General features: G+C 58.8%; 24 protein-coding genes. 8 read left to right on the forward strand and 16 right to left on the reverse strand.

The genetic code is table 11. From position 1 onward, the window contains the following. Nucleotides 1-20 precede the first annotated feature (20 nt). Nucleotides 21-1,247: a CaiB/BaiF CoA transferase family protein gene (locus ACYVIS_RS01610; protein WP_232742286.1), complete on the reverse strand. Its 1,227-nt coding sequence runs from the start codon at nucleotides 1,245-1,247 to the stop codon at nucleotides 21-23. Nucleotides 1,248-1,518: 271 nt separating this feature from the next. On the opposite strand from ACYVIS_RS01610, the gene ACYVIS_RS01615 reads away from it, so the two are divergent. The 5 genes from ACYVIS_RS01615 (at nucleotide 1,519) to ACYVIS_RS01635 (ending at nucleotide 6,466) form a co-directional block, all read left to right on the forward strand. Further along, entirely contained in the window at nucleotides 1,519-2,802 is a 1,284-nt protein-coding gene (locus tag ACYVIS_RS01615; protein ID WP_460873085.1) for a cytochrome P450, read from the forward strand. After that, nucleotides 2,795-3,964 carry an 8-amino-7-oxononanoate synthase gene (gene bioF, locus ACYVIS_RS01620; protein WP_460873087.1) on the forward strand — a complete coding sequence of 390 codons (1,170 nt, stop codon included), beginning with the start codon at nucleotides 2,795-2,797 and terminating at the stop codon, nucleotides 3,962-3,964. The genes ACYVIS_RS01615 and bioF overlap by 8 nt, the downstream gene beginning before the upstream one ends. Then, the gene (gene bioA, locus ACYVIS_RS01625; RefSeq protein WP_460873088.1) at nucleotides 3,957-5,333 is read left to right on the forward strand and encodes an adenosylmethionine--8-amino-7-oxononanoate transaminase; all 1,377 of its coding nucleotides are present in this window, start codon (nucleotides 3,957-3,959) and stop codon (nucleotides 5,331-5,333) included. Before bioF ends, bioA begins: the two co-directional genes overlap by 8 nt. Next, entirely contained in the window at nucleotides 5,326-6,060 is a 735-nt protein-coding gene (gene bioD / locus ACYVIS_RS01630) for a dethiobiotin synthase (protein WP_460873089.1), read from the forward strand. The genes bioA and bioD overlap by 8 nt, the downstream gene beginning before the upstream one ends. 172 nt (nucleotides 6,061-6,232) lie before the next feature. Next, nucleotides 6,233-6,466: a hypothetical protein gene (locus ACYVIS_RS01635; protein ID WP_460873090.1), complete on the forward strand. Its 234-nt coding sequence runs from the start codon at nucleotides 6,233-6,235 to the stop codon at nucleotides 6,464-6,466. 112 nt (nucleotides 6,467-6,578) lie between these two features. On the opposite strand, the gene ACYVIS_RS01640 is transcribed toward ACYVIS_RS01635, so the two are convergent. From ACYVIS_RS01640 to ACYVIS_RS01705, 14 genes are all read right to left on the reverse strand, one after another. Further along, entirely contained in the window at nucleotides 6,579-8,642 is a 2,064-nt protein-coding gene (locus ACYVIS_RS01640; RefSeq protein ID WP_460873091.1) for a UvrD-helicase domain-containing protein, read from the reverse strand. Between the two features lie 47 nt (nucleotides 8,643-8,689). Next, a complete protein-coding gene (locus ACYVIS_RS01645) occupies nucleotides 8,690-10,780 on the reverse strand; it encodes a primosomal protein N' (RefSeq protein WP_460873092.1) in 2,091 nt (696 codons plus the stop codon). A 313-nt stretch (nucleotides 10,781-11,093) separates the two neighbouring features. Further along, nucleotides 11,094-12,176, reverse strand: a complete 1,083-nt coding sequence (gene hemE / locus ACYVIS_RS01650) for a uroporphyrinogen decarboxylase (RefSeq protein WP_460873093.1) — start codon at nucleotides 12,174-12,176, stop codon at nucleotides 11,094-11,096. A gap of 30 nt (nucleotides 12,177-12,206) precedes the next feature. Then, entirely contained in the window at nucleotides 12,207-13,004 is a 798-nt protein-coding gene (locus ACYVIS_RS01655; RefSeq protein ID WP_460873094.1) for a hypothetical protein, read from the reverse strand. 251 nt (nucleotides 13,005-13,255) lie between these two features. Then, nucleotides 13,256-13,678, reverse strand: a complete 423-nt coding sequence (locus tag ACYVIS_RS01660) for a F0F1 ATP synthase subunit epsilon (RefSeq protein ID WP_232742274.1) — start codon at nucleotides 13,676-13,678, stop codon at nucleotides 13,256-13,258. Nucleotides 13,679-13,687: 9 nt separating this feature from the next. Beyond that, nucleotides 13,688-15,109: a F0F1 ATP synthase subunit beta gene (gene atpD, locus ACYVIS_RS01665; RefSeq protein ID WP_232742273.1), complete on the reverse strand. Its 1,422-nt coding sequence runs from the start codon at nucleotides 15,107-15,109 to the stop codon at nucleotides 13,688-13,690. A 48-nt stretch (nucleotides 15,110-15,157) separates the two neighbouring features. Then, the gene (gene atpG, locus ACYVIS_RS01670) at nucleotides 15,158-16,069 is read right to left on the reverse strand and encodes a F0F1 ATP synthase subunit gamma (RefSeq protein WP_232742272.1); all 912 of its coding nucleotides are present in this window, start codon (nucleotides 16,067-16,069) and stop codon (nucleotides 15,158-15,160) included. A gap of 98 nt (nucleotides 16,070-16,167) precedes the next feature. Next, nucleotides 16,168-17,709 (reverse strand): F0F1 ATP synthase subunit alpha, encoded by a 1,542-nt coding sequence (gene atpA / locus ACYVIS_RS01675; protein WP_232742271.1) that lies wholly within the window; start codon nucleotides 17,707-17,709, stop codon nucleotides 16,168-16,170. 35 nt (nucleotides 17,710-17,744) lie between these two features. Further along, nucleotides 17,745-18,284 carry a F0F1 ATP synthase subunit delta gene (locus ACYVIS_RS01680; RefSeq protein ID WP_460873095.1) on the reverse strand — a complete coding sequence of 180 codons (540 nt, stop codon included), beginning with the start codon at nucleotides 18,282-18,284 and terminating at the stop codon, nucleotides 17,745-17,747. Between the two features lie 14 nt (nucleotides 18,285-18,298). Then, a complete protein-coding gene (locus ACYVIS_RS01685; RefSeq protein WP_232742269.1) occupies nucleotides 18,299-18,769 on the reverse strand; it encodes a F0F1 ATP synthase subunit B in 471 nt (156 codons plus the stop codon). A gap of 132 nt (nucleotides 18,770-18,901) precedes the next feature. After that, complete coding sequence (gene atpE / locus ACYVIS_RS01690; protein WP_088603884.1) at nucleotides 18,902-19,144, reverse strand: F0F1 ATP synthase subunit C; 243 nt, start codon at nucleotides 19,142-19,144, stop codon at nucleotides 18,902-18,904. Nucleotides 19,145-19,249: 105 nt separating this feature from the next. Continuing rightward, nucleotides 19,250-20,128 carry a F0F1 ATP synthase subunit A gene (gene atpB / locus ACYVIS_RS01695; RefSeq protein WP_232742268.1) on the reverse strand — a complete coding sequence of 293 codons (879 nt, stop codon included), beginning with the start codon at nucleotides 20,126-20,128 and terminating at the stop codon, nucleotides 19,250-19,252. A 62-nt stretch (nucleotides 20,129-20,190) separates the two neighbouring features. Continuing rightward, the gene (locus ACYVIS_RS01700) at nucleotides 20,191-20,637 is read right to left on the reverse strand and encodes an ATP synthase subunit I (RefSeq protein WP_232742267.1); all 447 of its coding nucleotides are present in this window, start codon (nucleotides 20,635-20,637) and stop codon (nucleotides 20,191-20,193) included. A 600-nt stretch (nucleotides 20,638-21,237) separates the two neighbouring features. Next, the gene (locus ACYVIS_RS01705; RefSeq protein WP_232742266.1) at nucleotides 21,238-22,014 is read right to left on the reverse strand and encodes an enoyl-CoA hydratase; all 777 of its coding nucleotides are present in this window, start codon (nucleotides 22,012-22,014) and stop codon (nucleotides 21,238-21,240) included. 75 nt (nucleotides 22,015-22,089) lie between these two features. Here ACYVIS_RS01705 and ACYVIS_RS01710 point away from each other — a divergent pair, with 75 nt between their 5' ends. Further along, the gene (locus tag ACYVIS_RS01710; protein WP_460873096.1) at nucleotides 22,090-23,856 is read left to right on the forward strand and encodes a M61 family metallopeptidase; all 1,767 of its coding nucleotides are present in this window, start codon (nucleotides 22,090-22,092) and stop codon (nucleotides 23,854-23,856) included. Here the strand turns inward: ACYVIS_RS01710 and ACYVIS_RS01715 are convergent. Further along, nucleotides 23,853-24,812 carry an NAD(P)/FAD-dependent oxidoreductase gene (locus ACYVIS_RS01715; protein ID WP_460873097.1) on the reverse strand — a complete coding sequence of 320 codons (960 nt, stop codon included), beginning with the start codon at nucleotides 24,810-24,812 and terminating at the stop codon, nucleotides 23,853-23,855. The two genes, ACYVIS_RS01710 and ACYVIS_RS01715, sit on opposite strands and share 4 nt — an antisense overlap. A gap of 86 nt (nucleotides 24,813-24,898) precedes the next feature. Between ACYVIS_RS01715 and folB the strand changes: the two genes are divergently transcribed. Together folB and ttcA are read left to right on the forward strand one after the other, a co-directional pair. Continuing rightward, nucleotides 24,899-25,270 (forward strand): dihydroneopterin aldolase, encoded by a 372-nt coding sequence (folB, locus tag ACYVIS_RS01720; protein ID WP_460873098.1) that lies wholly within the window; start codon nucleotides 24,899-24,901, stop codon nucleotides 25,268-25,270. A gap of 16 nt (nucleotides 25,271-25,286) precedes the next feature. After that, nucleotides 25,287-26,291 (forward strand): tRNA 2-thiocytidine(32) synthetase TtcA, encoded by a 1,005-nt coding sequence (gene ttcA / locus ACYVIS_RS01725; RefSeq protein WP_460873100.1) that lies wholly within the window; start codon nucleotides 25,287-25,289, stop codon nucleotides 26,289-26,291. The last annotated feature ends 42 nt before the right edge of the window (nucleotides 26,292-26,333 follow it).

A 26,333-nucleotide genomic window follows, 5' to 3' on the forward strand; every position in this document is an offset into this window, starting at 1 on the left:
AAACGGGCCATGCCGACCACCTACGGCCTGCCGATCAACTGGCGGATCTCTTCGTCCGAGCGCCCCAGGCGGTCACGCAGTACTTGCTCGGTATGTTCGCCCAGCAAGGGGGCGGCATGGCGATAATTGACAGGGCTGCCTGAAAGCCGCAAAGGGCTTGCCCCCACCGGCGCATGCCCGGCGCTGCCGTGCGGCAAAGACATGTGCATGCCGCGCGACTGGACCTGGGGGTTTTGATAAACCTGATCGATAGTGTTGATCGGCCCGGCCGGAACGCCCGCCTTTTCAAGCTCGGCCAGCCAGTAGTCGCGCGCCTGCCCTTTCATGGCCTCGACCAACATGGGAACCAGCACCTCGCGATTGATGACCCGACCGGGATTCGTTTTGAAGCGCTCATCGGCGGCCAGATCCGGGCGACCGATCACCTGGGTGTACGCCCGGAACTGGCTATCGTTGCCCACCGCTACAATCAAATGACCGTCGGTGGCGGCGAAGACCTGGTACGGAACCAGGTTTTGATGGGCATTGCCGGCCCGCCTGGGTGCCACGCCGGTGGTCAGGTAGTTCAGATTCTGGTTTGCCAGCATGGCCACCTGGCAATCCAGCAAAGCCATATCGATATGCTGGCCCAGGCCGCTGCGGGTGCGCTCGTGCAAGGCAGCCAGAATGCCCACGGTGGAATACATGCCGGTCATCAGATCGGCCACCGCCACGCCTGCTTTTTGGGGGCCGCCGCCTGGAAGATCGTCGCGCTCGCCGGTAATACTCATGAGCCCGCCCATGCCCTGGATCATGAAATCGTAGCCGGGCCGGCTCGCGTAGGGGCCGGTCTGGCCGAACCCTGTAATGGAACAATAGATCAAGGCCGGATTGATGGCCTTGATGCTGTCGTAATCGAGGCCGTACTTGCGCAGCCCGCCCACCTTGAAATTTTCCACCAGGATATCGCATTGCAGGGCCAGTTCGCGAATCAGGCTGGCGCCTTGCTTGGTGGACATATCCAGTGCCACCGACAGCTTGTTGCGGTTGGCCGAGGCATAGTAGGCCGCTTCGGTGGTGTCATGGCCGTTCTGATCCTTGACGTACGGAGGCCCCCAACTGCGGGTATCGTCTCCCGAACCGGGGCGTTCGATCTTGATGACTTCGGCCCCCAGATCGGCCAGGTTCTGCGTGCACCACGGCCCGGCCAGGACACGGGTAAGGTCTAAAACACGAATTCCAGTTAGCGGGGCGGGGCGTAAAGACATAGTGGTTCGCAGATCGTCCGGTTAAAGCGACTATTGTGCACTAACTCTCAATTAAAAGTTTCAAACTGGCATCCGGCACGGCATTGAATGCAAATGCAACCCCGCTGTCTGGCCAAACAGGTTTGGTCCTAGAATATATCCGCCCATAACCGAACACGCCAGAGACAGCCTGTCATGCCACGCACCAGCGCCCCACCCGCTTACGAAAAACCGATGCGAATCTTCGTCGCCTGGCACGGCAAAGTCGGAGAACCGCATCAAAAGGCCCGGCATGATCAATCGTGAATTCCTCAACGATCCCTACCCAGCCTACCGCGCTTTGCATGCGGCCGGACCGCTGCACTGGAATAGGGAGTTCTGCGGCGGCGCATGGCTATTGGTCAGACACGCCGATGTGGCAAGCGTATTGCGCGACCCGCGCTTCTCGGTGCGCCGTGCCGGCGGCTGGGTCAATAGCAGCGGGCTGGAGGCAAGGAACGAGTTGCGCGCCTTCAAGCGCATTTTCGCTCGTTCGATATTGTTTCTTGACGCCCCACGGCATGCGCGCCTGCGGCAGATCATGAGCGCAGGCTTCAAGCCCGCGGCGTTGCAGGCATTGATCCCGCAGATTCAGGCCATCGCGGATGGCCTGCTGGATCAGATCATCACCGGGGTTCAGTCAGGCGAAACGGAAACGCAGGGCTCCTTTGAAACAACACAATTCGACTTCATGCACGATTTCGCCAGGCCTCTGCCGGCATTGGTAATCGCCGCCATGCTGGGGATCGATGCGGCCGATCGCAACGACTTCGTGGCATGGTCCGACGATATCGCCGGCTTTATCGGCAGCCCGACGCCAAGCATCGAAACCGCCCGGCGCGCCCAGGCCGGCCTGATGGCCATGAGCGACTATTTTCGCGGCCTGCTGGCTCAACGCCGCCTGCGACCCCGCAACGACCTCATCAGCCAATTGATCGTGGCAGAGGCCGATGGCGGGATCGCTACCTCCAAGGAACTGCTGGCCCAGTGCTGCACCTTGCTGTTTGCGGGCCACGAGACAACCCGGAACCTGCTGGGCAACGGCATGCTGGCGCTGCTGGCACATCCGCGGCAATGGCAGTTGCTGCAACAGACGCCGTCCTTGTTGCCCTCGGCGCTGAAAGAGCTGTTGCGCTTTGACAGTCCGGTGCAGTACACCGGCCGCCGCCTCAAGGTCGATGTGGAAATGCACGGCCGGCTGATGAAAAAGGGCGAGCTGGTAATTCCGCTGATCGGCGCGGCCAATCGCGACCCAGCCAAATTCAGCGCGCCCGATCGACTCGACATCACACGCAATGAAGGCTCGCACCTGTCTTTCGGTTATGGCCCGCATGTGTGCCTGGGAGCAACGCTGACGTATCTGGAAGCCGAGATAGCGCTGCGCAGTGTAATGCGGCGTTTGCCGAAACTGCGGTTGGCTGGCGACGTCCAGTCCTGGGGACTCAATGCGGTATACCGCAGCCTGAACCAGTTGCCGCTGCGCTTTGAATGCCGATCCAAGACACAGGCATCGCAAGAACAGGTATCGCATGCCTGACCTGATGGCTCAGATCGGCGATCAATTGACGCAATTGCAAGAGCGCCAGCTATTGCGCAGGCGCCGGACGGTCGAAGGCCCTCAAGGGCCGATATTGAATGTCGGCGACAAGCCGTATCTGGCATTCTGCAGCAACGATTACCTGGGATTGGCCAATCACCCCGCCTTGATTGCCGCCGCGCATGCGGGGCTGGATGCCTACGGCGTGGGTGCCGGCGCCTCCGCACTGATCAGCGGCCACACACGCGCCGTCGAGGATCTGGAAACCGCATTGGCCGAATTCGTCGGTGCGCCGCGCGCCTTGCATTTTTCGACCGGCTATATGGCCAACCTGGGTATCATCCCGGCCCTGGCCGGCCCCGGAGATACGATATTTTCAGATCGCCTGAACCATGCCTGCCTGATCGATGGCGCGCGGCTGTCCGGGGCGCAGTTCAGGATTTACCCGCACGCCGATGTCGCACGGCTGGAATACCTGCTGAAAAAAAACGCCAGCCCACGAAAACTGGTGATAAGTGATGCCGTGTTCAGCATGGATGGCGATATTGCGCCGTTGCAGGAATTGCTGGCCTTATGCGAAAAATACGACGCCTGGCTACTGGTGGACGATGCCCATGGCTTTGGCGTGCTGGGGCCGCAGGGACGCGGCAGCCTGGCGCATTTCGGCCTGGCATCACCGCGCATCCTGTATATGGGAACCTTGGGCAAGGCCGCCGGCGTCTACGGCGCCTTTGTCGCCGGCGACGCAAGCCTGATCGAATGGCTGCTGCAACGGGCGCGCACCTATATATTCACCACCGCCAGCCCGCCTTTGCTGGCCACCACGCTATTGGCCTCGCTAGAGCTGGTGCGCACCGAGGAGTGGCGGCGGCAGCATTTGCGGCAATTGATCGCGCGGCTGCGCGCCGGGCTGGCAAGCTTGAGCTGGCCTGTGCTGCCTTCGCAAACGCCCATTCAGGCTTTGGTGGTTCAAGACAATCGACTCGCGCTGGATCTGATGGAAGGCTTGCATAAACAAGGCATCTGGGTTCCCGCAATACGGCCGCCGACGGTACCGAAAAAAACCGCGCGATTGCGCATTTCGTTGTCGGCCGCGCATACGGCCGAGCAGATCGACCGGCTTATCAACGGGCTGCACACGCTCGCCAAGCACTATGGATAAATACACGCAATCGGAATCGCAGTCGGACATGGTGCAACGCAGCCTGCATAGTGTCTGGCACCCCTGCACGCAAATGCAGCATCACGAATCGGTACCGCTGGTGCCGGTCAGCCACGGTCGGGGCGCATGGCTATATGGTTCGGATGGCAAGCGCTACCTGGATGCGATCAGCTCATGGTGGGTCAATCTGTTCGGCCATGCCAACCCGCGCATCAACGCGGCATTGAAAGATCAGCTCGACAAGCTCGAGCACGCCATGCTGGCGGGCTTGACCCACGAGCCGGTGATACGCCTGTCCGAAAAGCTGGCGGCGCTGACGGGCCATGCGCTGGGCCATTGCTTCTATGCTTCGGACGGCGCCTCGGCGGTGGAGATTGCGCTGAAAATGAGCTTTCATGCCTGGCGCAATGCCGGCCACAGCGAAAAGCGGGAGTTCATCTGTCTTCAGGGCAGCTATCACGGCGAAACCATAGGCGCGCTGGCGGTTACCGACGTCGCCCTGTTCCGGGATGCGTACGGCCCGCTATTGCACGGGGCGCACGTGGCCATGTCGCCCGATGCCCGTGCCGCGCAAAAAGGCGAAACAGCCGCCGATGTGGCATACCGCGCGGCCCACGCACTGGAATTATTGCTGCAGCAACGCAGCACCCATATTGCCGCCCTGATTATCGAACCCCTGGTGCAATGCGCCACCGGCATGGCCATGCACGACCCGGTGTATCTGGCGCAGGCACGGGCCTTGTGCGACAAGTACGAAGTCCATCTGATTTTTGACGAGATCGCCGTGGGCTGCGGCCGTACGGGGACTTTTTTCGCTTCCGAGCAAGCGTGCGGCGCAAGCCCCGAAACAGCAGCGGTCTGGCCCGACTTCGTCTGCCTGTCCAAGGGTATCAGCGGCGGTTATCTGCCGTTGTCGCTGGTCATGACCACCGATGCGATTTACCAGGCGTTCTACGATGCCGACACGGCCCGGGGATTCCTGCACTCCCACTCCTATACCGGCAACCCCCTGGCCTGCCGCGCGGCGCTGGCAACCTTGGCGATTTTTGACGAAGACGATGTCCTCAATGCCAATCGCGCGCGGGCACAGCGGCTGACGGCCGCGCTGCAGCCATTGGCCCATCACGATCGAGTGCGCAATTTTCGCCAGCGCGGCATGATCTGGGCCTTCGACGCGGTGATCGACGATGCGGCGGCAAGCCGATTTTCCCGCCGCTTTTTCACCCATGCGCTGCAAAACGAATTGCTGCTGCGCCCGATCGGCCGCACCGTTTATCTCATGCCGCCTTATATTCTGGACGACGCCGAATGCGATATCCTGGCAGCCCGCACGGCTTCTGTATTCGAAAGCGCGATCGGCCATGAATAGCCCCGCATGCGCTTATTTTGTGGCCGGCACCGACACGGAGATCGGCAAAACGCTGATCGCCAGTTGCCTATTGCACGCGCTGGCCGCGGCCGGTGTCGCGGCAGCCGGCATGAAACCGGTCGCCGCCGGCGCGGAATGGCGAGATGGCGCCTGGCATAACGACGATGCGGATGCGCTGGCGGCGCACGCCGGCGTGTCGCTGCCGCCGGCACTGGCAACGCCGTACCTGCTGCACCAGCCCACCGCGCCGCATATCGCCGCAAAGCTGGAAAACCACCCTATCGAACTACCACTTATTTTCGAATGTTATCAACGGATTGCCGCACTCGCCGGCGCCGTCGTGGTCGAAGGAGTGGGAGGCTTTCGGGTACCGCTGAACGACACCATGGACACGGCGGACCTTGCTCGGCAACTAGGCTTGCCCGTGGTGCTGGTCGTCGGCCTGCGCCTTGGCGCCATCAACCATGCATTATTGACGACGGAAGCCATCGCGGCGCGCGGTTTGCCCCTGGCCGGTTGGGTCGCCAATACGGTCGACCCGGACCTGCTCAACAGCGAGGCCACTGTCGCCGCGCTGGCCTTGCGCATCGACGCACCTCTGCTGGGCTGGGTGCCGCGAATTTCCGCAGGATCCGCTCCGACCGCGATTGAGCGGGTTGCCGCGGCCGCCCGCTATCTGAATTTTTCAAAACTGCCTGGCTGGCCCACCAATCCACCCTCTATATAGTGATAGAGGGATCCTGAAAGGCCCTGGCCGAACGCAGCTGCACCTAAACCGGGATTCGAAAAGTAGAGTATTTGCAACGTCCCAAAACGTATTAGGGAAAACCCTTGACTATCGATTAGGGTTTACCCTATAATGACATCTGTCAGTACAACCTATAAAGCAGGTGACCAGCATGTCCAGCATTACTTACTACCAATACACTCGTTTAAGCGACTCGCTTGAGCGCAACCTTATGCGCGATGCACTCAGCTGCAACGAGCCGGTTTCGATTATTGCCGTGGTCAAGAATGTATTTACCAAGGCCAAGGAAGGTTTCATCGACTTCATGGATTTTTGCACGGAAGTGAACAAAGCCATGTCTGAAGCCCGCGCCCGCAGCAGCTTCTACATGGGATCGCAGTGGTAAGTCGTGCTTCGCCTCGCAAGGGTCAGCCCGGTTTTCGATAAAAACTGATCCTGGTGATCGTAAAAACCTGCCTTTAGCGGCAGGTTTTTTTTATAGTATGCGCTTACCCCGATCAAGCCTTGCTCAACAGGGCCTTGAGCATGCCCAGGCGCTGCTTGGGGCTGAGCGCCTGAAGCTCGGGATCTTCCTGCAGCTTCAATTCGCCCAAGCCCATTTCATCGATAAAGCGCGAAGGTTCGCGCACCACATCTTCGCGCGCCCGGCGCCGCTTTTTACACCAGGTCAGGTGCAGGCTGCGCTGCGCACGGGTAATACCCACATACATCAGGCGCCTCTCTTCCTGTATGCGCTGCGCCAGCGACTCGGCCGCCTTGGCCGGATCGCCGTCTTCCTCGTCGCGCCCCATATGAGGCAATAAGCCTTCCTCTACGCCCGCCAGGTAGACATGCGGGTACTCCAGGCCTTTTGACGCATGCAGGGTCGACAGCTTGACCGCATCGGGCTCTTCATCCTCGCCGCGCTCCAGCATCGTGACCAGGGCCACATGCTGCACCAGCTCAAACAGGTTCAGGCCGTCTTCCTCGGCTTTGCGTTTCAGCCAGCCGACCAGTTCCAGCACATTCTGCCAGCGCGTCTGTGCCGGGCGCTCTTCAAGCGTGTCATATAAGTAACGTTCGTACTGGATTGCGCTCAATAGATCGTCCAGTATCGGCCCCGCGGCCTCGGCGGACGTCACCGCCTCGCCGGCCCGGCCGCGCCCGGCGCGCCACTGGATACGCTGTATGAAAGCGCCAAATACCTGCAATGGCTCCAGCTGTTTCGCCCCCAGACGCTCGGTCGAGCCGATTTCAAACAGTGCCGAAAACAGGGAAATTTGCCGTTCCGCCGCAAATTGCCCCAGGGTTTGCAAAGTTACCTGCCCTATCCCGCGTCGCGGCGTGGTCACGGCGCGGATGAAAGCGGGGTCGTCGTCATCGTTGGCGACCAGGCGCAGATAGGCCAGGATATCGCGTATTTCAGCTTTCTCGAAGAAACTCTGCCCGCCTGAAATCGTATAGGGGATGCGCAAATTCCGCAGCGCCTGTTCCAGCACGCGGGCCTGATGGTTGCTGCGATACAGCACGGCAAAATCCCGCCATTCGGCCCGACGCTCGAAACGCGCCGCAGATATCCTTACCGCAATCGACTCGGCCTCGGCCTCGTCGCTTTCCATGGGAGTAACCTGGATGGGCTCGCCCACCCCCAGGTCGGACCACAGCTTCTTGCCAAAGAGGTTGGGATTTTTACCGATGACCTGGTTGGCCGCCGACAGAATGCGTTGTACCGAACGGTAATTTTGCTCGAGCTTGACGATTTTCAGGGCAGGGTAATCGGTCGTCAGCTTGGCCAGGTTTTCGACCGTGGCGCCGCGCCAGGCGTAGATCGCCTGATCGTCGTCGCCTACGGCGGTAAACATGGCCCGCTGTCCGGTCAGCGATTGCACCAACCGGTACTGGCACAGATTCGTGTCCTGGTATTCGTCCACCAGCAAATATTGCACACGCGCCTGCCAGCGCTCGCGCACCTGCTGGTTTTGTTCCAGCAAAAGAGCCGGGAGGCGAATCAGGTCATCAAAATCCACCGATTGATAGGCCGCGAGTGTAGCGTTATAGCTGCGATAGACTTTGGCTGCTTCGATCTCGTTGGGGGTCGCGGCAGCGCGCTCGGCTGCATCCGGATCCATGAGGGAATTTTTCCACAAGGAAATCATTTGCTGGACGGTACGCAAACGGCCCTTGTCGGTCGTGGCCAGCATTTCCTGGATAATCGCCAGTGCGTCATTCGCATCGAGTATCGAAAACTGGGGCTTCAGGCTTAACAGTTGCGCCTCTTCACGAAGAAACCGCACGCCCAGGGAATGAAAAGTGCTGATGGTCAGGCCTTTGGCCAGTTTGGAATCAACCAGTGTTTTGACCCGTTCGCTCATTTCGCGGGCCGCCTTGTTGGTGAAGGTCAGCGCCACGATATGCCGCCCCATATAGCCGCATTCGCGCAGAAGATACGCGATTTTCTGTGTAATTACCCGCGTCTTGCCGCTGCCCGCTCCCGCCAGTACCAGACACGGGCCGTTCAGATACAGCACGGCCTCGCGTTGCATTGCATTCAAACCAGTGGCGAGGGTATGGCCAGGAGACATCGCGGGTAACAGGTGAAGGAAAGGTCAATGATACGCGACTGGCCGGCTTAAATTTCCAGCGGGTCCACCTCAAGCTGATAGCGCACTCTGGCTTTTGCCGCCAACTCGGGCAGGGCGGCCGACCATTGCGCCAAAAACACCTGGAGAGTCGGCCGATGGAGGCTTTCGACCAACAACTGCGCACGCTCGATATTGGCCACCCGCACCACTCGCAAAGGAACCGGATCATACAGAGTCAGGGCCGCGCCGCCATCGCCGATTTGTTCCTGCAACCAGGCCCGCGCCTGCGCCAGGAAATCCAGAGCCAGCTTCAGTTCGCGGGCCTCGGCCGTCAAGAGCGCCTGAAAAGCACAAGGCGGTAAACCAATCGATTCACGCTCGGCCAGGCTGTACTGGGCGAATCCGGCATAATCGTGCCGCACCAGCGACTGATAAACCGGCTGGTCGGGATAGTCGGTCTGGATAATGACCTCGCCCCCCTTTACATGCCGCCCCGCTCGCCCCGCGACCTGCATAAGCTGGGAGAACAGGCGCTCCGGCGCCCGGAAGTCCTGCGCAAACAGCATGGCATCCGCATTCAGGACCCCCACCAGTCCCAGATTTACAAAGTCGTGGCCTTTGGCGACCATTTGAGTACCTACCAGCAGATCGTATTCTCCGGCATGAACCTTGGCGAACAAGGCGGCCGCACTGCCTTTCAGGCGCGTGCTGTCGGCATCGATGCGCGCGATCCGCGCCTGAGGGAACAGCTCGGCCAGATGTTCTTCGACCCGTTGCGTGCCGCGGCCCATGGGCCGCAAATCCTGATCGCCGCAATCGGGACAGGCATGAGGTGCCTGCACCTGATAGCCGCAATGATGGCATTGCAAACGATGGCGCCGGCCCGAACCCCGATGCAACACGGTATACGCGCTGCAGCGCGGGCACTGGCTGACCCACCCGCAGGACGCACAATTCAGAACGGGAGCATAACCGCGCCGATTCAAAAAAATCAGAGCTTGCTGACCCTGATCGAGACGCTCTTGAATGGCGTCGATCAATTGAGGCGAAAACCCCTGCTGCAAAACCAGCCTGCGGGTATCCACCAACCGAACCACGGGCAGTTCCACCGCGCGGGCCCGGTGCGCCAGCGACAACTTCAAATAATGACCGCGTTCGGCGTGATACCAGGATTCCAGCGATGGCGTGGCCGACCCCAGAATGACCGGCACCTGCCGGTCGTGGGCACGCCACACGGCCAGGTCGCGCGCCGAATAGCGTAAACCGTCCTGCTGCTTGTATGATGCGTCGTGCTCCTCGTCGACGATAATCAGCCCTAGCTTCGGCATGGGAGTAAAAATCGATAAGCGCGTACCCAGCAAAACCTGCGCCTGGCCGCGCTGGACGCTTAGCCAGGCACGCAAACGCTCGCCCTCGGCCAGCCCGCTGTGCAAAACGGCCAAGGCATTCGCGCCGGCCAGTGCGGCCAGGCGCGCGCGCAGCGACTGTTCGAGCTGCGGCGTCAAATTGATTTCCGGCACCATGAACAACACCTGTTGCCCGCGGGCCAGCACCGCCTGGGCCGCATGCAAATACACCTCTGTCTTGCCGCTGCCCGTCACACCATGCAGCAACAGCGTTTTATGGCCGTCAAGAGCATTGATCACCTGAACGGCGTCAGCCTGCTGCGCATTTAAAACCGGGGTCTGATCGGCGGCAATAAGCGGCAGAGCCGGCGCCTTGCGCTTGTCGAGGCGCTGTACCGGCCCGCCCGCGGAACGCTTGCCCTGATAGGCGGTCACCTTGCGCAAACCGGCAGGCAAGGCAGGCAGCATGACTTCACCCAGCGGACGCTGATAATACTGGGCGGCAAACCCGGCCAGCCGAATCCAGTCGGACGGCAAAGGCGGCAAATCGTCGAGTATCTGATCAATGGCCTTGATCTGGGCGGCATCAAACGCCGGGGTTTCCGGGGTGTCGACGACAACACCAATAAGCTTCCGGTGCCCGAACGGCACAATCACCCTCGCACCGATCGGCACCGCCCGATCGGCACGATAATCAAACAGCCCTGCCAGGGGAACGTCAAGCGCCACGCTGAGCCAATGCACTGTGATGCCGGTTTCGCTGTCGATCGCCCCGGCGGCATCTTCGATCATCGGGCCACGTCCAACTTAAAGTGTTTTCTTAAGAAATATGCCGAACACATGAGAATACGCCACCTTTGGCGTTTCAGCCCAAGCCTGTGGATAACTTTGGGGAAAAGGAATATAACAACTCTTGGAAAGTCAACCATCACATTTGCGCAAATCAGCCAAAGGCAATAAAAAAATATTTTTTATTTATATAAAACAATATGTTATGCACACAACCGAAAAAGTAACTAAGGTATGAATGACCTTTGTGCAAAGCAATAAAGTTATGTGTACAACTTCTATCTTCAGCCTATAAAACAAGCGCTTATATCCGGCTTCACCGCAGCATCGGATGATTTGAGCGGCTATAGTTGTGAACTTCATCGACCAGCACGGAAACTGCGTCGGGTGGGGTAAATCGGGAAATGCCGTGGCCCAGATTGAATACATGCCCGCCTGCTTCGACCACGCCGAAATCGTCAATGACGCGACGCGCCTGGGCACGTATGGCGCCTTCGCCGCCAAACAAGGCCATGGGATCCAGATTACCCTGAAGCGCCACGCTATCGGCGGTACGTTGACGCGCCCGGTGCAGATTGACCGTCCAGTCCAGGCCCACGGCGTCGCAGCCACAGGCCGCGATTTCTTCAAGCCACTGCCCCCCGCCTTTGGTAAATACAATAACAGGGACCGCCCGGCCTTCGCGTTGCCGGGTCAGGCCCTGCACGACCTTGCGGGTGTAAGCCAGCGAAAATTCCTGGAACAGGCCATCGGCAAGCACACCGCCCCAGCTGTCGAAAATCATGGCAGCCTGGGCTCCCGCCGCAATTTGCGCGTTGAGATACTGAATGGTGGACTGTGCATTGATGTCGAGCATGCGATGCAATAAATCGGGGCGCCCGTACAACATGCTTTTGATCAGGCGATAATCGTCGGACCCCTGCCCTTCAACCATATAGCAGCCTATGGTCCATGGACTGCCGGCAAACCCGATCAGAGGCACCTTGCCGTCGAGCTCTTTGCGAATGAGCGAAACCGCATCAAACACGTACTGCAAGCGCGACATATCGGGAACTGCCAGCTTTTGGACATCGGCTTCGGTACGCACGGGATGTGCAAACCGTGGCCCTTCGCCCGGCAAAAAATCGAGTCCCAGGCCCATGGCATGCGGGACGGTCAGGATATCGGAAAACAGAATGGCGGCATCGAGCTGAAAACGCTCGAGCGGCTGCAGCGTGACTTCACAGGCGAATTCGGGATTTTGCGCCAGCGCCATGAACGAACCCGCCCGCGCTCGAGTCTGGTTGTACTCGGGCAAATAGCGCCCCGCCTGGCGCATGAGCCAGAGCGGGGTATACGGTACAGGCTGGCGCATGAGAGCGCGCAAAAAGACATCATTTTTTAAAGAAGGCAAAGACACGGCTATCCTTATTCGGAAACAGGCCTGATTTTAACCGTCTGGAGGAATAAACGGGGAGCACTCACCCCGATAGGGAGCCGCATCGATCTGGTGTTTGCGCATGAGTGCCCAAAAAGCGCGCCGGTGTTTTTGCGCGGCGCGGGCCGCCATGGCAATATTGCCCGAATGCCGGCCCAGGGCCGCAGTGATATAGGCGCGTTCGAAACGTTCCACCACCTTGCTTTTCGCTGCCTGGAACGACTCTTTGGAAGTGGCGCAACGCGACGCGGTGGCAACCGCGTAGGCCTCGAGCTCGTGTCCGCCACGCTCGAGTATGGTGGCGCACAAGGCTTGTTCGGTTGCCGAGCCATTCAGACCCGGACCCGCCGGATACGCGGTATGCGTTTCCTTGAGCCGCGCAGCGCCCGCCGGCTCGCGCATTGGGTAACGCCGTTCATCGAGCAGTTGTTCGATTCGAACGCGCAATTCTTCGGGACAAATGGGATCGCGTACAAAATCGGCCAGGCCCAGGGCATACAGATCATTGAGTGCCGCCGCCTTCAACTGATGGACCAGGGCCAGTACCGGTGTTTGCAAAAGCCCTTGCGCGGCCGATAAGACAGTGCGTACCCAGGCAAGATTGGATTCGGACACAGGAACCAGGCAGACGTCGAAGCGCCGCAACGGCATGGCGACGCGAGCGAGCACCTCGCAGGAATCCGCGCCGCCGGCCTGACTGTCCAGCGCCTGCACATGTACGCGACCACCCGCGTGCCTGCCCAGCCATGGGCGCACCCAGTCGCCGGTTCCTGGAGTACTCAATATTGCACAATCCAGACGTTCTCTCATGAATCCCCTCCTTGTTTGTGGACTGATGAAGCTGGCAGGAACAAGAATAATCAGGAGACCGTGGGCACGGCTATTCGTGAAAGTCTTAAATCGGGAAGTACGTATAGACGAAAGAGCGGGGACGGGGCTCCGCGGGGCCTATTGCTGTGGTTTCTTGCGAGGGCGCCTGGGGCCCTGCCGCGGCGCTTATATGCAAAGGGCGCCCACATGGGGCGCCCTTGCGAATCAACGACGGGCAAAGCCCGGCAATGCTAGTGGCGTATCTGCCTAAGCTTGCGCGCGGCCGCGGCCTGGGCTGCCAGCATGGCCAGCTCGGCTTCAACCACGGCGATATCGGCCTTGTCCTTGGTGTTGCGCAGCGCCTCTTCGGCACGATTGCGTGCTTCGATGGCCTTGGCTTCATCCAGGTCGGCGGCACGAATCGCCGTATCGGACAATACCGTGACCGTACCCGGCTGGACCTCGAGAATGCCGCCCGCCACAAAGATGTTTTCTTCGCCTTTGCCGTCAGCCAGCACGATCTTGACCGTACCGTGATTGATACGCGAGATAAGGGGAGCGTGACCGGGCAAAATGCCCAGCTCGCCCGACTCGCCAGGCAGAACCACGAATTTCGCCTCACCGGAGAAAATCGTTTTTTCCGCGCTGACCACATCAACTTGCAAGTTGGCCATGAGTAATCCTTATTGCAGTTTTTTGGCTTTCTCGAAGGCTTCGTCGATAGAACCCACCATGTAGAAAGCCTGCTCGGGCAAGGCATCGCACTCGCCGTCGACAATCATCTTGAAGCCGCGCAGGGTTTCCGTCAGGGGCACGTACTTGCCGGGCGAGCCGGTAAACACTTCGGCCACATGGAAAGGCTGGGACAGGAAGCGCTGAATTTTGCGAGCACGGGCCACAGCCTGCTTGTCTTCGGGCGACAGTTCGTCCATGCCCAGAATCGCGATAATGTCGCGCAATTCTTTGTAGCGTTGCAAGGTTTGCTGCACGCCGCGAGCCACAGCATAGTGCTCTTCACCCACGACTTGCGGATCGAGCTGGCGGCTGGTGGAGTCGAGCGGATCAACTGCCGGGTAGATACCCAGGGCGGCGATGTCGCGCGACAGCACCACGGTGGAGTCCAGATGCTGGAAGGTCGTGGCGGGGGAAGGATCGGTCAAGTCATCGGCAGGCACGTAAACGGCCTGGATGGACGTGATCGAACCGGTTTTGGTGGACGTAATGCGTTCCTGCAGCTTGCCCATTTCTTCGGCCAGCGTAGGCTGATAGCCCACCGCCGACGGCATGCGGCCCAACAGCGCGGACACTTCCGTACCGGCCAGCGTGTAGCGATAGATGTTGTCGACGAAGAACAGGATATCGCGGCCTTCGTCGCGGAATTTCTCGGCCATGGTCAAGCCCGAGAGCGCCACGCGCAGACGGTTGCCGGGAGGCTCGTTCATCTGGCCGAACACCATGGCCACTTTCGATTCGGCCAGGTTGTCCAGCTTGATGACACCGGCTTCAGCCATTTCGTGGTAGAAGTCGTTGCCTTCGCGAGTACGCTCGCCCACACCCGCAAACACCGACAGGCCGCTGTGCGCCTTGGCGATGTTATTGATCAGTTCCAGCATGTTCACGGTCTTGCCCACACCGGCGCCGCCGAACAGGCCTACCTTGCCGCCTTTGGCGAACGGGCAGACCAGATCGATAACCTTGATCCCGGTTTCCAGCAGTTCCACCGACGGCGACAATTCGTCGAAATGGGGAGCGTCCTGGTGAATCGAACGAAGCTCGGTGCTGTCGATGGGGCCCGCATCGTCGATGGGGCGGCCCAACACGTCCATGATGCGGCCCAGCGTACCCAGCCCGACCGGCACCGAGATCGGTGCGCCGGTGTCGCTGACAGCCATGCCACGACGCAAGCCGTCGGACGAGCCCATCGCGATCGTGCGAACTACGCCGTCGCCCAATTGCTGTTGCACTTCAAAGGTAAGCCCTTTTTCGGCGAATGCCGAGCTGTCGTCTGCCAGCTTGAGGGCGGCATAGATTTTGGGCATGCTATCGCGGGGGAACTGAATGTCCACCACGGCGCCGATGCACTGAACGATGGTTCCGTTACTCATGTCTAGTCCTTGCTAAATATCTTTGACGGGATGCCTTCTGCTTAAACCTTAAACAGCGGCAGCGCCCCCCACGATTTCTGAAATTTCTTTGGTAATGGCGGCCTGGCGGGTTTTGTTGTAAACCAGTTGCAGGTCACCGATGACTTTCTTGGCGTTGTCCGACGCAGCTTTCATGGCAACCATGCGAGCCGATTGCTCGGACGCCATGTTTTCTGCAACGGCCTGATACACCAAGCCCTCTACGTAACGCATAAGCAATTCGTCGATAACGGTTGTCGAATCGGGTTCGTACAGATAGTCCCAGCCGAAATTCGACTTCACCACGTTTTGCTCGTCTTCCTTGGCGGCACCTTCCGTCTGGAATGGATCTTCGAGCCCGTCAGGCAAGGGCAACAGCCGAATGAAGCTGGGATCCTGCTTCATGGTGTTCACAAAACGGTTTGTCGCGATGTACAAGGCGTCGATCTTGCCATCGACGAAAGCATCGATTTGCACCTTGATCGCGCCAATCAGGCGCTCGAGATTGGGCGCATCGCCCAATTGCACTTCCTGCGACACCAGATTCGCGCTGATACGAGCCAGTACGCCGGCACTTTTGTTGCCCAATGCCGTGGCCTGCACCTTGACGCCTTTTTGCTCGAAATCTTTCATGCGGGCAAGCACGAGGCGCATTATGTTGGTGTTCAGGCCGCCGCACAGGCCTTTGTCGGTCGAGACCACGATAATGCCAACCGCAGTCAATTTACCGGATTCGACCGTGTAAGGATGGCGGTAGTCGGGATGCGCCTGCATCAGGTGAGCAGCGATCTCGCGCACTTTAGTCGCATAGGGACGGCCGGCACGCATCCTTTCCTGCGCCTTGCGCATTTTGGAAGCAGCCACCATCTCCATGGCTTTGGTGATCTTGCGCGTGTTTTGCACGCTCTTGATCTTTGTTCGGATTTCCTTGATTCCGGCCATTACATTTTCCTGTCAGGGCGTTGTCGCGGGGTACATTTGCACCCCGCCTTACGTTTGGATAAGTGTAGCGATCGCCACATCACCCTCGCCAGTCAAACTTAAAAAGCACCGTGCTTTTTGAATTCCTGAACGGCGGCAACCAATTCGGTTTCGTCGTCTTTGGAAAGCTCTTTGGTGTCTTCGATGCGTTTGAGCATCGCTTCGTTCTTGGATTTGAGATGATCCTTCAGGGCTTTCTCGAAGCCAAGAACCTGCTCGACGGCAACGTCGTCGAGGTAGCCGTTATTGACCGCAAACAAGGTCACGGCCAGCTCCCAGACCTGCAAAGGCTGGTACTGAGGCTGCTTGAGCAGTTCGACCACACGTTTGCCGCGCTCGAGCTGACGGCGGGTCGCGTCGTCGAGGTCGGAGGCGAACTGTGCAAATGCGGCCAATTCACGATACTGGGCCAAGTCGGTACGAATACCGCCGGACAATTTCTTGATGACCTTGGTTTGCGCGGCGCCGCCCACACGCGATACCGAAATACCCGCGTTGATGGCCGGACGTACACCGGCGTTGAACAGATCGGTTTCGAGGAAGATCTGACCGTCGGTAATGGAAATCACGTTGGTCGGAACGAAGGCCGAAACGTCGCCGGCCTGGGTTTCGATAATGGGCAAGGCGGTCAGCGAGCCGGTTTTGCCCTTGATTTCGCCTTTGGTGAATTTTTCGACGTAATCGGCATTGACGCGCGCGGCACGTTCGAGCAGGCGGGAATGCAGGTAGAACACATCGCCGGGATAGGCTTCGCGGCCTGGAGGGCGGCGCAGCAGCAGCGATACCTGACGATAGGCCCAGGCCTGCTTGGTCAGATCGTCGTACACGATAAGCGCGTCTTCGCCGCGATCGCGGAAATACTCGCCCATGGTGCAGCCCGAATAAGCCGACAGGTACTGCATGGCGGCCGATTCCGACGCGCCCGCAGCCACGACTATGGTGTATTCGAGTGCGCCGAGTTCTTCGAGCTTGCGCACCACGTTGTTGATTGTCGATGCTTTCTGGCCGATGGCGACGTACACGCAGGTAACGCCCTTGCCTTTCTGGCTGATGATGGCATCGACCGCAACGGCGGTTTTACCGGTTTGACGGTCGCCAATGATCAATTCGCGCTGGCCGCGGCCGATTGGCACCATGGAATCGATAGCCTTGATACCAGTTTGCAGAGGCTGCGACACCGATTGACGGGCAATCACGCCTGGGGCGACTTTTTCGATGATATCGGTGGCTTTGGCATTGATGGGGCCTTTGCCGTCGATGGGGTTGCCCAGCGCGTCGACCACGCGGCCGCGCAGCTCCGGGCCGACCGGCACCTCAAGAATACGGCCCGTGGTCTTGACGGGGTCGCCTTCCGATATACCGGTGTAGTCGCCCAGAATAACCGCGCCTACGGAATCGCGCTCGAGGTTGAGCGCAAGACCAAATACGTTGTTGGGAAACTCGAGCATTTCGCCTTGCATCACATCGGACAAGCCGTGGACGCGGGTAATGCCGTCGGTTACGGAAACGACCGTGCCTTGCGTACGTACGTCGGTCGACGCGCCCAAGCCTTCGATGCGGCTCTTGAGCAGTTCGCTGATCTCTGACGGGTTAAGTTGCATGTTCAGACTCCTGGAATCCTGTTATCTGGCGCGCATCAGGCGGCCAGCGTATCGCGCATGCGGGCCAACTGGGCCTGCACGGAAGTATCAAGTACTTGGTCGCCGACCATGACGCGCACACCACCGATCAGGGAGGCGTCGACAGTCACGACCGGTTTGAGTTTGAGGCCAAATTTTTTCTCGAGGCCAACAACAATTTGCTGAACCTGCGCATCGTCAAGCGCAAACGCGCTTGTGATTTCCGCAAGTGCAGTCCCATCGTGCCGGTTCTTGAGCGCATCGAACTGCTGTGCAATCTGGGGCAGGAACAACAAACGGTCGTTGCCGACCAGCAGCTCGATAAAATTACGCGCCGTCTTCGAAAGCGGCGATTTGATCAGGCCGGCAAACAGATCAGCGCGTTGGGCATCGCCCAGGCGAGGATCGGTCATTGCTTCACGCACGCTTTCTATGCTTGCCACTTGGGCAAGCTCGTTGACCAGATCCAACCACGATGCCAGGTCGGCCTGGTCGTCGCGGGCCGCAGCAAACAACGCTTCGGCGTAGGGTCTGGCGATAGTCGATAATTCAGCCATGGCTTGCCCTAATATTAGAGTTGTGCCTTAAGCTGATCCAGCAGCTCGGCGTGCACTTGTGCGTTAACTTCTCGTTTAAGAATTTGTTCCGCACCTTTGACAGCCAAAACGGCCACATCGGCACGCAAACCTTCGCGAGCGCGTTGAACCTCTTGCGCAGCGTCTTGCTTGGCTTGCGCAATGATTCTGGCTTTTTCGGCCTCGCCTTCACGGCGGGATTGCTCAATTAAAGCAGCGGCTTGCTTCTCGGCCTCTACCATGCGGGCATGGTTTTCAGTTTTCGCAGAAGCTTCTATCAGGCTGATGCGCGCCTGGGCTTGAGCCAAGTCGGCCTTGCCCTTGTCGGCGGCCGCCAGGCCATCGGCAATTTTCTGACGGCGATCGTCCATTGCTTTTGTCAGGGGTGGCCAGATGAATTTCATCGTGAACCAGCCCAGAACAAAAAACACGAGCATCTGGAAAAAGAGAGTCGCGTTTAAATTCACGGTCGTTTCCCTTTAATACTACGATTGTTCAACGCAAACACCACTAGATACATGATGTTCAAACCGTCGCATACTCATACTATGCCAAGTACAACAAACGGTGCTTGACCCGCGAATCGCGGGCAATTCCAATTACCCGACAAACGGATTGGAGAAGGCAAACAACATGGCAATACCAACACCGATCAGGAAGGCCGCATCGATAAGACCGGCCAGCAGGAACATCTTGGTTTGCAGAACATTCATCAACTCAGGCTGGCGAGCCGACGCTTCCAGATATTTGCCACCCATCAAACCGATACCGATACATGCGCCAATAGCGCCAAGACCAATAATAAGACCGCAAGCCAGAGCAACGAAAGCAACGTTGGTCATAACAACTCCTTGGTTAAAAACCGTGTAATCAAAAAGTCAAAAAAAATACACCTTGCAAGATGATCTTGCACCCCGGCCAGGCGATTAACCCTGGCCGGAAAACTATTAATGGCTTTCGTGAGCCTGACCTACATAGACCAAGGTCAGCATCATGAAAATGAACGCCTGCAACAACACGATCAGGATGTGGAAGATTGCCCACACCGACCCTGCTATTACCTGGCCGATCCCAAGCCCGAAGCTCATGCCATTAAATCCGGTCCATGCTCCGCCCAGCAGGGCGATCAGCATGAAAATCAATTCGCCGGCAAACATATTGCCGAACAACCGCATGCCCAATGAAAGCGATTTGGCGGCGTATTCGATGACATTCAGCAAAAAATTGAACGGCATGAGTACAACGCCCAAGACGCCATGCGCATGGAACGGTGCAGTAAATAAATCTTTGACGAAACCAAGGGGATGCTTGATCTTGATGCCGTAATAGAACATCAGGAGCAACACGCCCAGGGCCATGCCCATGGGTACGTTGAGATCGGCGGTAGGCAATATGCGATGGTAATAAAGTACATCGCCATGATGCGTGCCCAGGCCGGTCATTCTGAAGATCCAGCTCAGCATGTCGATAGGAACCAGATCCAGCGTGTTCATGAGAATGATCCACAGGAACACGGTCAGCGCCAGCGGTGTCATGAAACGGCGCGACACTTCGTTGGGCACAATGCTTTTGGCTTCTTCGTCGACCATGCTGGCCAGCATCTCGACCGACACCTGGAAGCGGCCCGGTACCCCGGTGGTGGCAGACTTGGCGGCGCGCCACAGCACATACACCACAATCAGGCCCATTAGAATGGCCCAGAACAGCGAGTCGTAGTTGACGATATTGAAATCGGCAATAACCGCTTGCTTGGCTCCAATATTGTTTAAATGAACCAAGTGGTGCTGAATATACTCAGACTGAGGCGAAATATCACTAGCAGCCATCTGAACCCTTATCCTGTTAGCCTATACCGAGAGCACAAGGCTCATGAAATCACTACTCGACGCTACCACCGCCTGCCCGGCAGGAGCAGCAGCACATAGCCTTTTAATACACACAGCAGCCCCAGCAAGAAGGCCGGCCAGACCAGCCAGCCGCGAGTCAAATGGACCGCAAGCCCCAGCAGCAGCAAGGTGGAAGCCAGTTTGAACGCCTCACCCAGAAAAAAGGTGAGCTCGCTCGGCTTTCCGGGGCCATACAGCCCCAATAACACCCGCACAGCAAACAACACATTGGGCACAAAGTAGGCTCCCGCCCCCATCAAGGCAGACAGCCCCGCAGCGGAGCCCGCCACCACCCACGAAAGCAAAGCCCCGAAACCGCCCATAGCAAGCTGGGCCATTAAAGCCCGCACTACCCCACGCCCGGCTCCGGTAACCAGAGCGGCGCGATCAGCTTCGCTAAGTTCGAGTTTGGCTTCTGATTCGATGCCCGGCTTAAATCCCGGGGGCATATCCTTTGAAGCCCTGCGCCCCGAATCTACATCTGCCTTGCATTCGCTTCTGTGTTCGCCGCGAGTGTGTTCACCGCCCTTCCCGCTGTTTCTTCCACTGACGTCCACTGTTTCTTCCACTGTCGCCACTGTTTAAACCCGTACCGCCCGATTCTGCCCGCGTACACACCCGCGCCGGCGGCTTTCACTAATTTTGTATTGCCGATTTCGTACTGCGTTTTACCTTGCCGTGTCATATCGTGCAGGAGGTATCTTGCACGTAATAACTTGCTTGATACTTACAGATATATAACCCGCATATGAGCCCCACATAGAAATCCAATACTTGCCAACAACACGGCCAAATATCCGGTTTTATGTGCCAAGCCGCCCGGGATTTTTATTCCGCTGGCGTCAAACTCAGAGAGTATAGCTTGATTTCAAAAGGGTAAGCAACTTGTCAGCTAGCCGTTTATGTAACCTTCACGGTAAATTTGTAGATAAACAACGCTTATATGCATTTTAGCTTTTAGCTATATAGACGGGGAAGCCGCTTACAAAAAAAAGGTCAAAAAAGCCGTCTCGCGACCGCCCCGTCAGAGGCAAGAGACTGCTGCACGATTAGCGGTTCTTGAACTTGGGCGGCCGTTTTTCGGTAAAGGCAAGCATCCCTTCCTTTTGGTCTTCGGTCGCGAACAAAGCGTGGAAATTGCGGCGCTCGAACAACAAGGCGTCGTTCAAAGGGGCCTCGTAGGCCCGATTGACACACTCCTTGGCCATAATGACCGACGACAGGGACATTGAAGCGATAATCGTGGCCGCCTCAAGCGCTTCATCGAGCACCCGTTCGACAGGCACTACCCGCGATACCAGGCCGGCTCGCTCGGCTTCGGCAGCATCCATCATGCGTGCCGTCAGCACCAGATCCATGGCCTTGGCCTTGCTGACGGCGCGCGGCAGGCGCTGCGTGCCGCCATAGCCGGGTATGACGCCAAGCTTGATTTCGGGCTGGCCGAAACGGGCATTCTCGGCGGCGATAATAAAATCGCACAGCATGGCCAGCTCGCATCCGCCGCCCAGTGCGTAACCCGCCACCGCCGCGATAATCGGTTTGCGTATGCGCTTGAGGGCCTCCCAGTTATGGCCCAGATAATCCTGCCCATAGACATCCTGAAAGGTCCAGTCTTTCATGGCGCCGATATCGGCGCCTGCGGCAAACGCCTTTGCGCTGCCGGTCAGGACCATGGCGCCGATGTTGTCGTCGGCGTCGAAAGCACGCATGGCTACGGCCAGCTCGTCGATGACCTCGTTGCTTAGAGCATTCAGGGCCTTGGGACGATCAATGGTCAGCAGGCCCACACGGCCGCGAGTCTCTACTTTTACGAGCGGTGCACTCATATTGTCTCCTGCACAGTAAGATATGGAATTGAAAAACCGAACCAATACATTGCGGCCCAGGCCATCCAGTCAAGAATGAAAAAAGAACCCCTACTTTACAGCCTTAGCCCTTTCGACCCCGCCGGACATCGATTCAAGGTGCAATTAAGCATTCAACGACCCGACCCGAAAGGCCAGGAACTGACCCTGCCGGCCTGGATCCCAGGTAGCTATCTTATTCGAGATTTCTCGCGCCAGGTTCAGACCTTGCGCGCCGCCTGCAAAGGCAAAGCCGTGGCCATGCGTAAAACGGGCAACCACAGTTGGCAATGCGCGCCTTGTCAAGGACCGCTGGTAGTCGAATACCTGGTTTACGCCTGGGATCTTTCGGTGCGCGGCGCCCATTTCGACGAATCGCACGCTTTTTTCAATGGCGCCAGCGTCTTCCTGAGCGTCACCGGCCAGACGCATGAACCCTGCCTCGTCCGGCTCAATCCGCCCCCGCACATCCGCGGCTGGAAGGTCTATACCAGCCTGCCCGCCGCCCATAACCACCCCGAAGCCGCCAGGCGCCATGGCTTTGGCGTCTACCTGGCCCCCGATTACGATGCACTGATCGATCATCCGGTCGAGATGGGTATCCCGCAGGTGGCACGATTCAAAGCGCACGGCGCCGAACACGAGATGGTGTTTACCGGCGTGCTGCCCAATCTGGATCTGGAGCGCATCGCCCGCGATACGCAGAAAATCTGCGCCGCGCAAATCGCCCTGTTCGAGCCTGTCAGCAAAAAAGCGCCGTTTCTTGATTCGGCCGAACGCTATGTCTTCATGACCATGGTTACCGGCGACGGTTATGGCGGCCTGGAGCACCGCGCCTCGACAGCGCTCATGGCCGCGCGCCAGGACCTCCCGTCTCTGGACGCCGAGCCGGGCGAAGGCTATCAGACTTTCCTGGGCTTGGTCAGCCACGAATATTTTCATACCTGGAACGTCAAGCGCATCAAGCCCGCGGCGTTTTCCCCCTACGACCTGAGCCGTGAAAACCATACTCGCCTGCTTTGGGTATTTGAAGGCTTCACGTCCTATTACGACGACCTGATGCTGCTGCGCTCGGGCGTGATCAAACCAGACGACTATCTGCGCATGCTGGGCAAAGTCATCAGTACGGTGCACCGCAGTGCCGGGCGCCACAAGCAATCCATCGCCGACAGTTCATTCGATGCCTGGACCCGCTATTACAAGCAGGACGAAAACTCGCCCAATGCCATCGTCAGCTACTACACCAAAGGCTCGCTCGTCGCACTCGGCCTGGATATTGTCATCCGCCAGGGCTCGCAAGGCGCGTACTCGCTCGACGACGTCATGCGTTTGCTGTGGGAGCGCTACGGACGCGACTTTTACACAGGCGGCGGCAAGGGCATTGCCGAAAGATCCATGGCCCGCCTCATACGCGAGGCAACAGGAGTCGATGTCGCCGATTTTATCGCCCGCCATGTCGATGGCTGCGAAGATGTGCCTCTGGCTCGGCTCTTGCCCTTGCAGGGCATCGCCATGGCCTGGAAGCCGGCCTCGGGCATTCCCGCCCTGGACGTGCGCACGCGCAGCGTCAACGGCGAAACCCATATCGCCACTGTGTATGAAGGCGGGGCGGCCCATGCGGGCGGCTTGTCGGCCGCAGACGTCATCGTCGCGGTCGACGGTCTGCGGGTAGCCGAACCGGCCAGCCTGGACAAACTGCTGGCACGCCACAAAGCGGGCGACAAAGCGCTTGTCCATGTTTTCCGGCGCGACGAATTGCGTGCCTTCACCGTTACCCTGGCCGCGCCCGCGGCCAGCGAATGCCGGCTCTCGTACGCTGGCTAGCGCCAGTTATCGACAATAACAGCGGCCTCGATCGGGCGATCCGCATCCAGCTGATTTTCGATACGGGCCTGTATGGCCTTGGCCGCGGTCACCCCGTCGGCCAGGGCAGTCACGACGCAGGGATGCTGCCGCTGCGCCACTTCGCCTATGGCATAGACCCCCGCACAACTGGTTTCAGCCGTTAGCGCATGCGTGTCCAGAAACCCCCGCACGGAGCGATCCAGCGCAAGATTATCGGCAAAATCCACGCAAGGTTCCCAGCCATAAAAAACCAGCAGCACATCGTAGGGCCGATCATTGACCCGCAGCGCCTGGACATCGACCTTGTAGGGCCCGATCGCAATATTGGCGGGTGATACCTGGCGTACAAATTGCTGCTGCGCACGCACGTGCCTTGCATAAATGTGCGCCGCACTGGCCCCCTTCCCCAGCGCATACAGAGCATTCTCGAAAGCATTGTCGCCGCCGCCCAGAATCGCCACCCGCTTGTCGCGGAAATCGTGCGCCACAATATGTTCGCCAGGGCCTGTCAACACCCGATCGGCGTGTCCGGAGCTGCGCGCGGCGCGATCCAGCTCAGGCAAAGAGCGAGCCTTCACGCCGCTGGCCAACACCAGATAACGTGCGACCAGCGGCGTGGCGCCACTGCCGCGCGTCACGGCAAACCCTTGCGGGCAACGCTGTATCTGCTTCACCGGGCAAGACAGCAGGACAGGCACGGCGGCCTGCTCCAGGCTCAAGGCCAGATTGTCGGCCACCTGGGGGCCCGTCATGCCAGGCAAAGTCGCATTCCATTCATCGTAGAACGGGTTCGAACGGCATAGCCCGCCGATTTGCGCGCCCGCTTCGACCAGCAGCGGAGCCAGGCCCAAACGCGCCAGCCAGACGGCGCACGACACGCCCGCCGGGCCACCCCCGACGATGATCGCGTCAAACTCCTGAGTCTCTGCTTGCATTCCTGCTCCTGGTTCATCATCTCAAATTGTAGCGAGCCGGTGTCATTCTGGCACTACAATTCAGGCACTTGATCAAGGTTGACCCTATGCCCACCCGTCGCATTTTTTTCTCCCGGCTTGCCCTCGATGCCCATATAGGCATTCTGGAACACGAATTGCGCACCACGCAGCCTTTGCACGTCGACGCCGAATTCGATGTCAATATCACCCAGCAGGTGCACGACCAGAAACTCCAGACCGTGCTCGATTATCGGCTGCTGCGCAATGCCATCGTCGAAGAGTGCACACAGGTGCATGTGAACCTGCTCGAAACGCTGTGCGAAAAAGTGGTGGAGCGCCTGCTGCGCGACTTTCCCGACATCTGTCAGGTTAAAATCCGTATCAGCAAGCCCTTGGCCTTTTCCGACTGCGAGGCCGTAGGCATCGAGGTCCAGCGCAGCCGCCAGGCTCGCCCCTGACCGTCAAGCAACAATCATGCAAACCGATACTCTCATCAATTCCAGCCGTAGCGAACCGACTTCCGGCGAACTGCGCCGCCGCGCCCATAAGCAGCGCGTCGATGACAACAAGCTCGCCAAACGCCTGATCCGCGAAACCGGGCGCGCCATCAGCGACTTCAACATGATCGAAGACGGCGATAAAGTCATGGTCTGCCTGTCGGGAGGCAAGGACTCATACAGCCTGCTCGATATCCTGCTGACGCTGAAGGCCCGGGCCCCGATCAAGTTCGACATCATTGCCGTCAATCTCGACCAGAAGCAGCCGGGCTTTCCAGAGCACGTCCTGCCCGATTACCTGAGCGCCCTGGGCGTACCGTTTCACATTGAAACGCAAGACACCTACTCGGTCGTCACCCGGGTCATACCCGAAGGCAAAACCATGTGCTCGCTATGTTCGCGCCTGCGGCGCGGCATTCTGTACCGCGTGGCGAGCGAACTGGGCGCCACAAAAATCGCCCTGGGGCACCACCGCGACGACATACTGGGCACCTTCTTCCTGAATCTGTTCTATGGCGGCCGCATGAAAGCCATGCCGCCCAAGCTCATGTCCGACGACGGCAAGCATATTGTGATCCGGCCCCTGGCCTACGTGCCCGAAAAAGACCTGATCGCCTACGCGGCCCTCAAGGAATTTCCGATTATTCCCTGCAATTTGTGCGGCTCCCAGGAGAATCTCAAGCGCAAGGAAGTCAGCCGCATGATCGCCGACTGGGACAAGAAATTTCCCGGCCGCTCATGGAATGTATTTGGCGCCCTGTCGCGCGTCGTGCCCACCCATCTGATGGATAGCCAACTCTTCGATTTCGCCAGCCTGCAAACCACGGGCATCGCCGACGAAAATGGCGATAAGGCTTTCGATGGCGACACGTTCGGATCCCCCGCGGCGATACCCTTTGGCGACGAAGACGAGGAAAATTCCAACGCCCCGGCCGCAGCCAGAAAAATCACCCTGATGACAGACCTGCGCAAGTTGCCGTAGATGCCGACGGCGGCGTAGGGGTGGCCCTTGCGGCCGCCCATT

It is taken from the genome of Paralcaligenes ginsengisoli (assembly GCF_054781135.1).

Coding starts and splice junctions, on each gene's coding strand:
- ACYVIS_RS01610 (WP_232742286.1), bottom strand. CDS start 1,247: ATGTCTTTACGCCCCGCCCCGCTAACTGGAATTCGTGTTTTAGACCTT.
- ACYVIS_RS01615 (WP_460873085.1), top strand. CDS start 1,519: ATGATCAATCGTGAATTCCTCAACGATCCCTACCCAGCCTACCGCGCT.
- bioF (WP_460873087.1), top strand. CDS start 2,795: ATGCCTGACCTGATGGCTCAGATCGGCGATCAATTGACGCAATTGCAA.
- bioA (WP_460873088.1), top strand. CDS start 3,957: ATGGATAAATACACGCAATCGGAATCGCAGTCGGACATGGTGCAACGC.
- bioD (WP_460873089.1), top strand. CDS start 5,326: ATGAATAGCCCCGCATGCGCTTATTTTGTGGCCGGCACCGACACGGAG.
- ACYVIS_RS01635 (WP_460873090.1), top strand. CDS start 6,233: ATGTCCAGCATTACTTACTACCAATACACTCGTTTAAGCGACTCGCTT.
- ACYVIS_RS01640 (WP_460873091.1), bottom strand. CDS start 8,642: ATGTCTCCTGGCCATACCCTCGCCACTGGTTTGAATGCAATGCAACGC.
- ACYVIS_RS01645 (WP_460873092.1), bottom strand. CDS start 10,780: ATGATCGAAGATGCCGCCGGGGCGATCGACAGCGAAACCGGCATCACA.
- ACYVIS_RS01655 (WP_460873094.1), bottom strand. CDS start 13,004: ATGAGAGAACGTCTGGATTGTGCAATATTGAGTACTCCAGGAACCGGC.
- ACYVIS_RS01660 (WP_232742274.1), bottom strand. CDS start 13,678: ATGGCCAACTTGCAAGTTGATGTGGTCAGCGCGGAAAAAACGATTTTC.
- atpD (WP_232742273.1), bottom strand. CDS start 15,109: ATGAGTAACGGAACCATCGTTCAGTGCATCGGCGCCGTGGTGGACATT.
- atpG (WP_232742272.1), bottom strand. CDS start 16,069: ATGGCCGGAATCAAGGAAATCCGAACAAAGATCAAGAGCGTGCAAAAC.
- atpA (WP_232742271.1), bottom strand. CDS start 17,709: ATGCAACTTAACCCGTCAGAGATCAGCGAACTGCTCAAGAGCCGCATC.
- ACYVIS_RS01680 (WP_460873095.1), bottom strand. CDS start 18,284: ATGGCTGAATTATCGACTATCGCCAGACCCTACGCCGAAGCGTTGTTT.
- atpE (WP_088603884.1), bottom strand. CDS start 19,144: ATGACCAACGTTGCTTTCGTTGCTCTGGCTTGCGGTCTTATTATTGGT.
- atpB (WP_232742268.1), bottom strand. CDS start 20,128: ATGGCTGCTAGTGATATTTCGCCTCAGTCTGAGTATATTCAGCACCAC.
- ACYVIS_RS01700 (WP_232742267.1), bottom strand. CDS start 20,637: ATGCCCCCGGGATTTAAGCCGGGCATCGAATCAGAAGCCAAACTCGAA.
- ACYVIS_RS01705 (WP_232742266.1), bottom strand. CDS start 22,014: ATGAGTGCACCGCTCGTAAAAGTAGAGACTCGCGGCCGTGTGGGCCTG.
- ACYVIS_RS01710 (WP_460873096.1), top strand. CDS start 22,090: ATGAAAAAAGAACCCCTACTTTACAGCCTTAGCCCTTTCGACCCCGCC.
- ACYVIS_RS01715 (WP_460873097.1), bottom strand. CDS start 24,812: ATGCAAGCAGAGACTCAGGAGTTTGACGCGATCATCGTCGGGGGTGGC.
- folB (WP_460873098.1), top strand. CDS start 24,899: ATGCCCACCCGTCGCATTTTTTTCTCCCGGCTTGCCCTCGATGCCCAT.
- ttcA (WP_460873100.1), top strand. CDS start 25,287: ATGCAAACCGATACTCTCATCAATTCCAGCCGTAGCGAACCGACTTCC.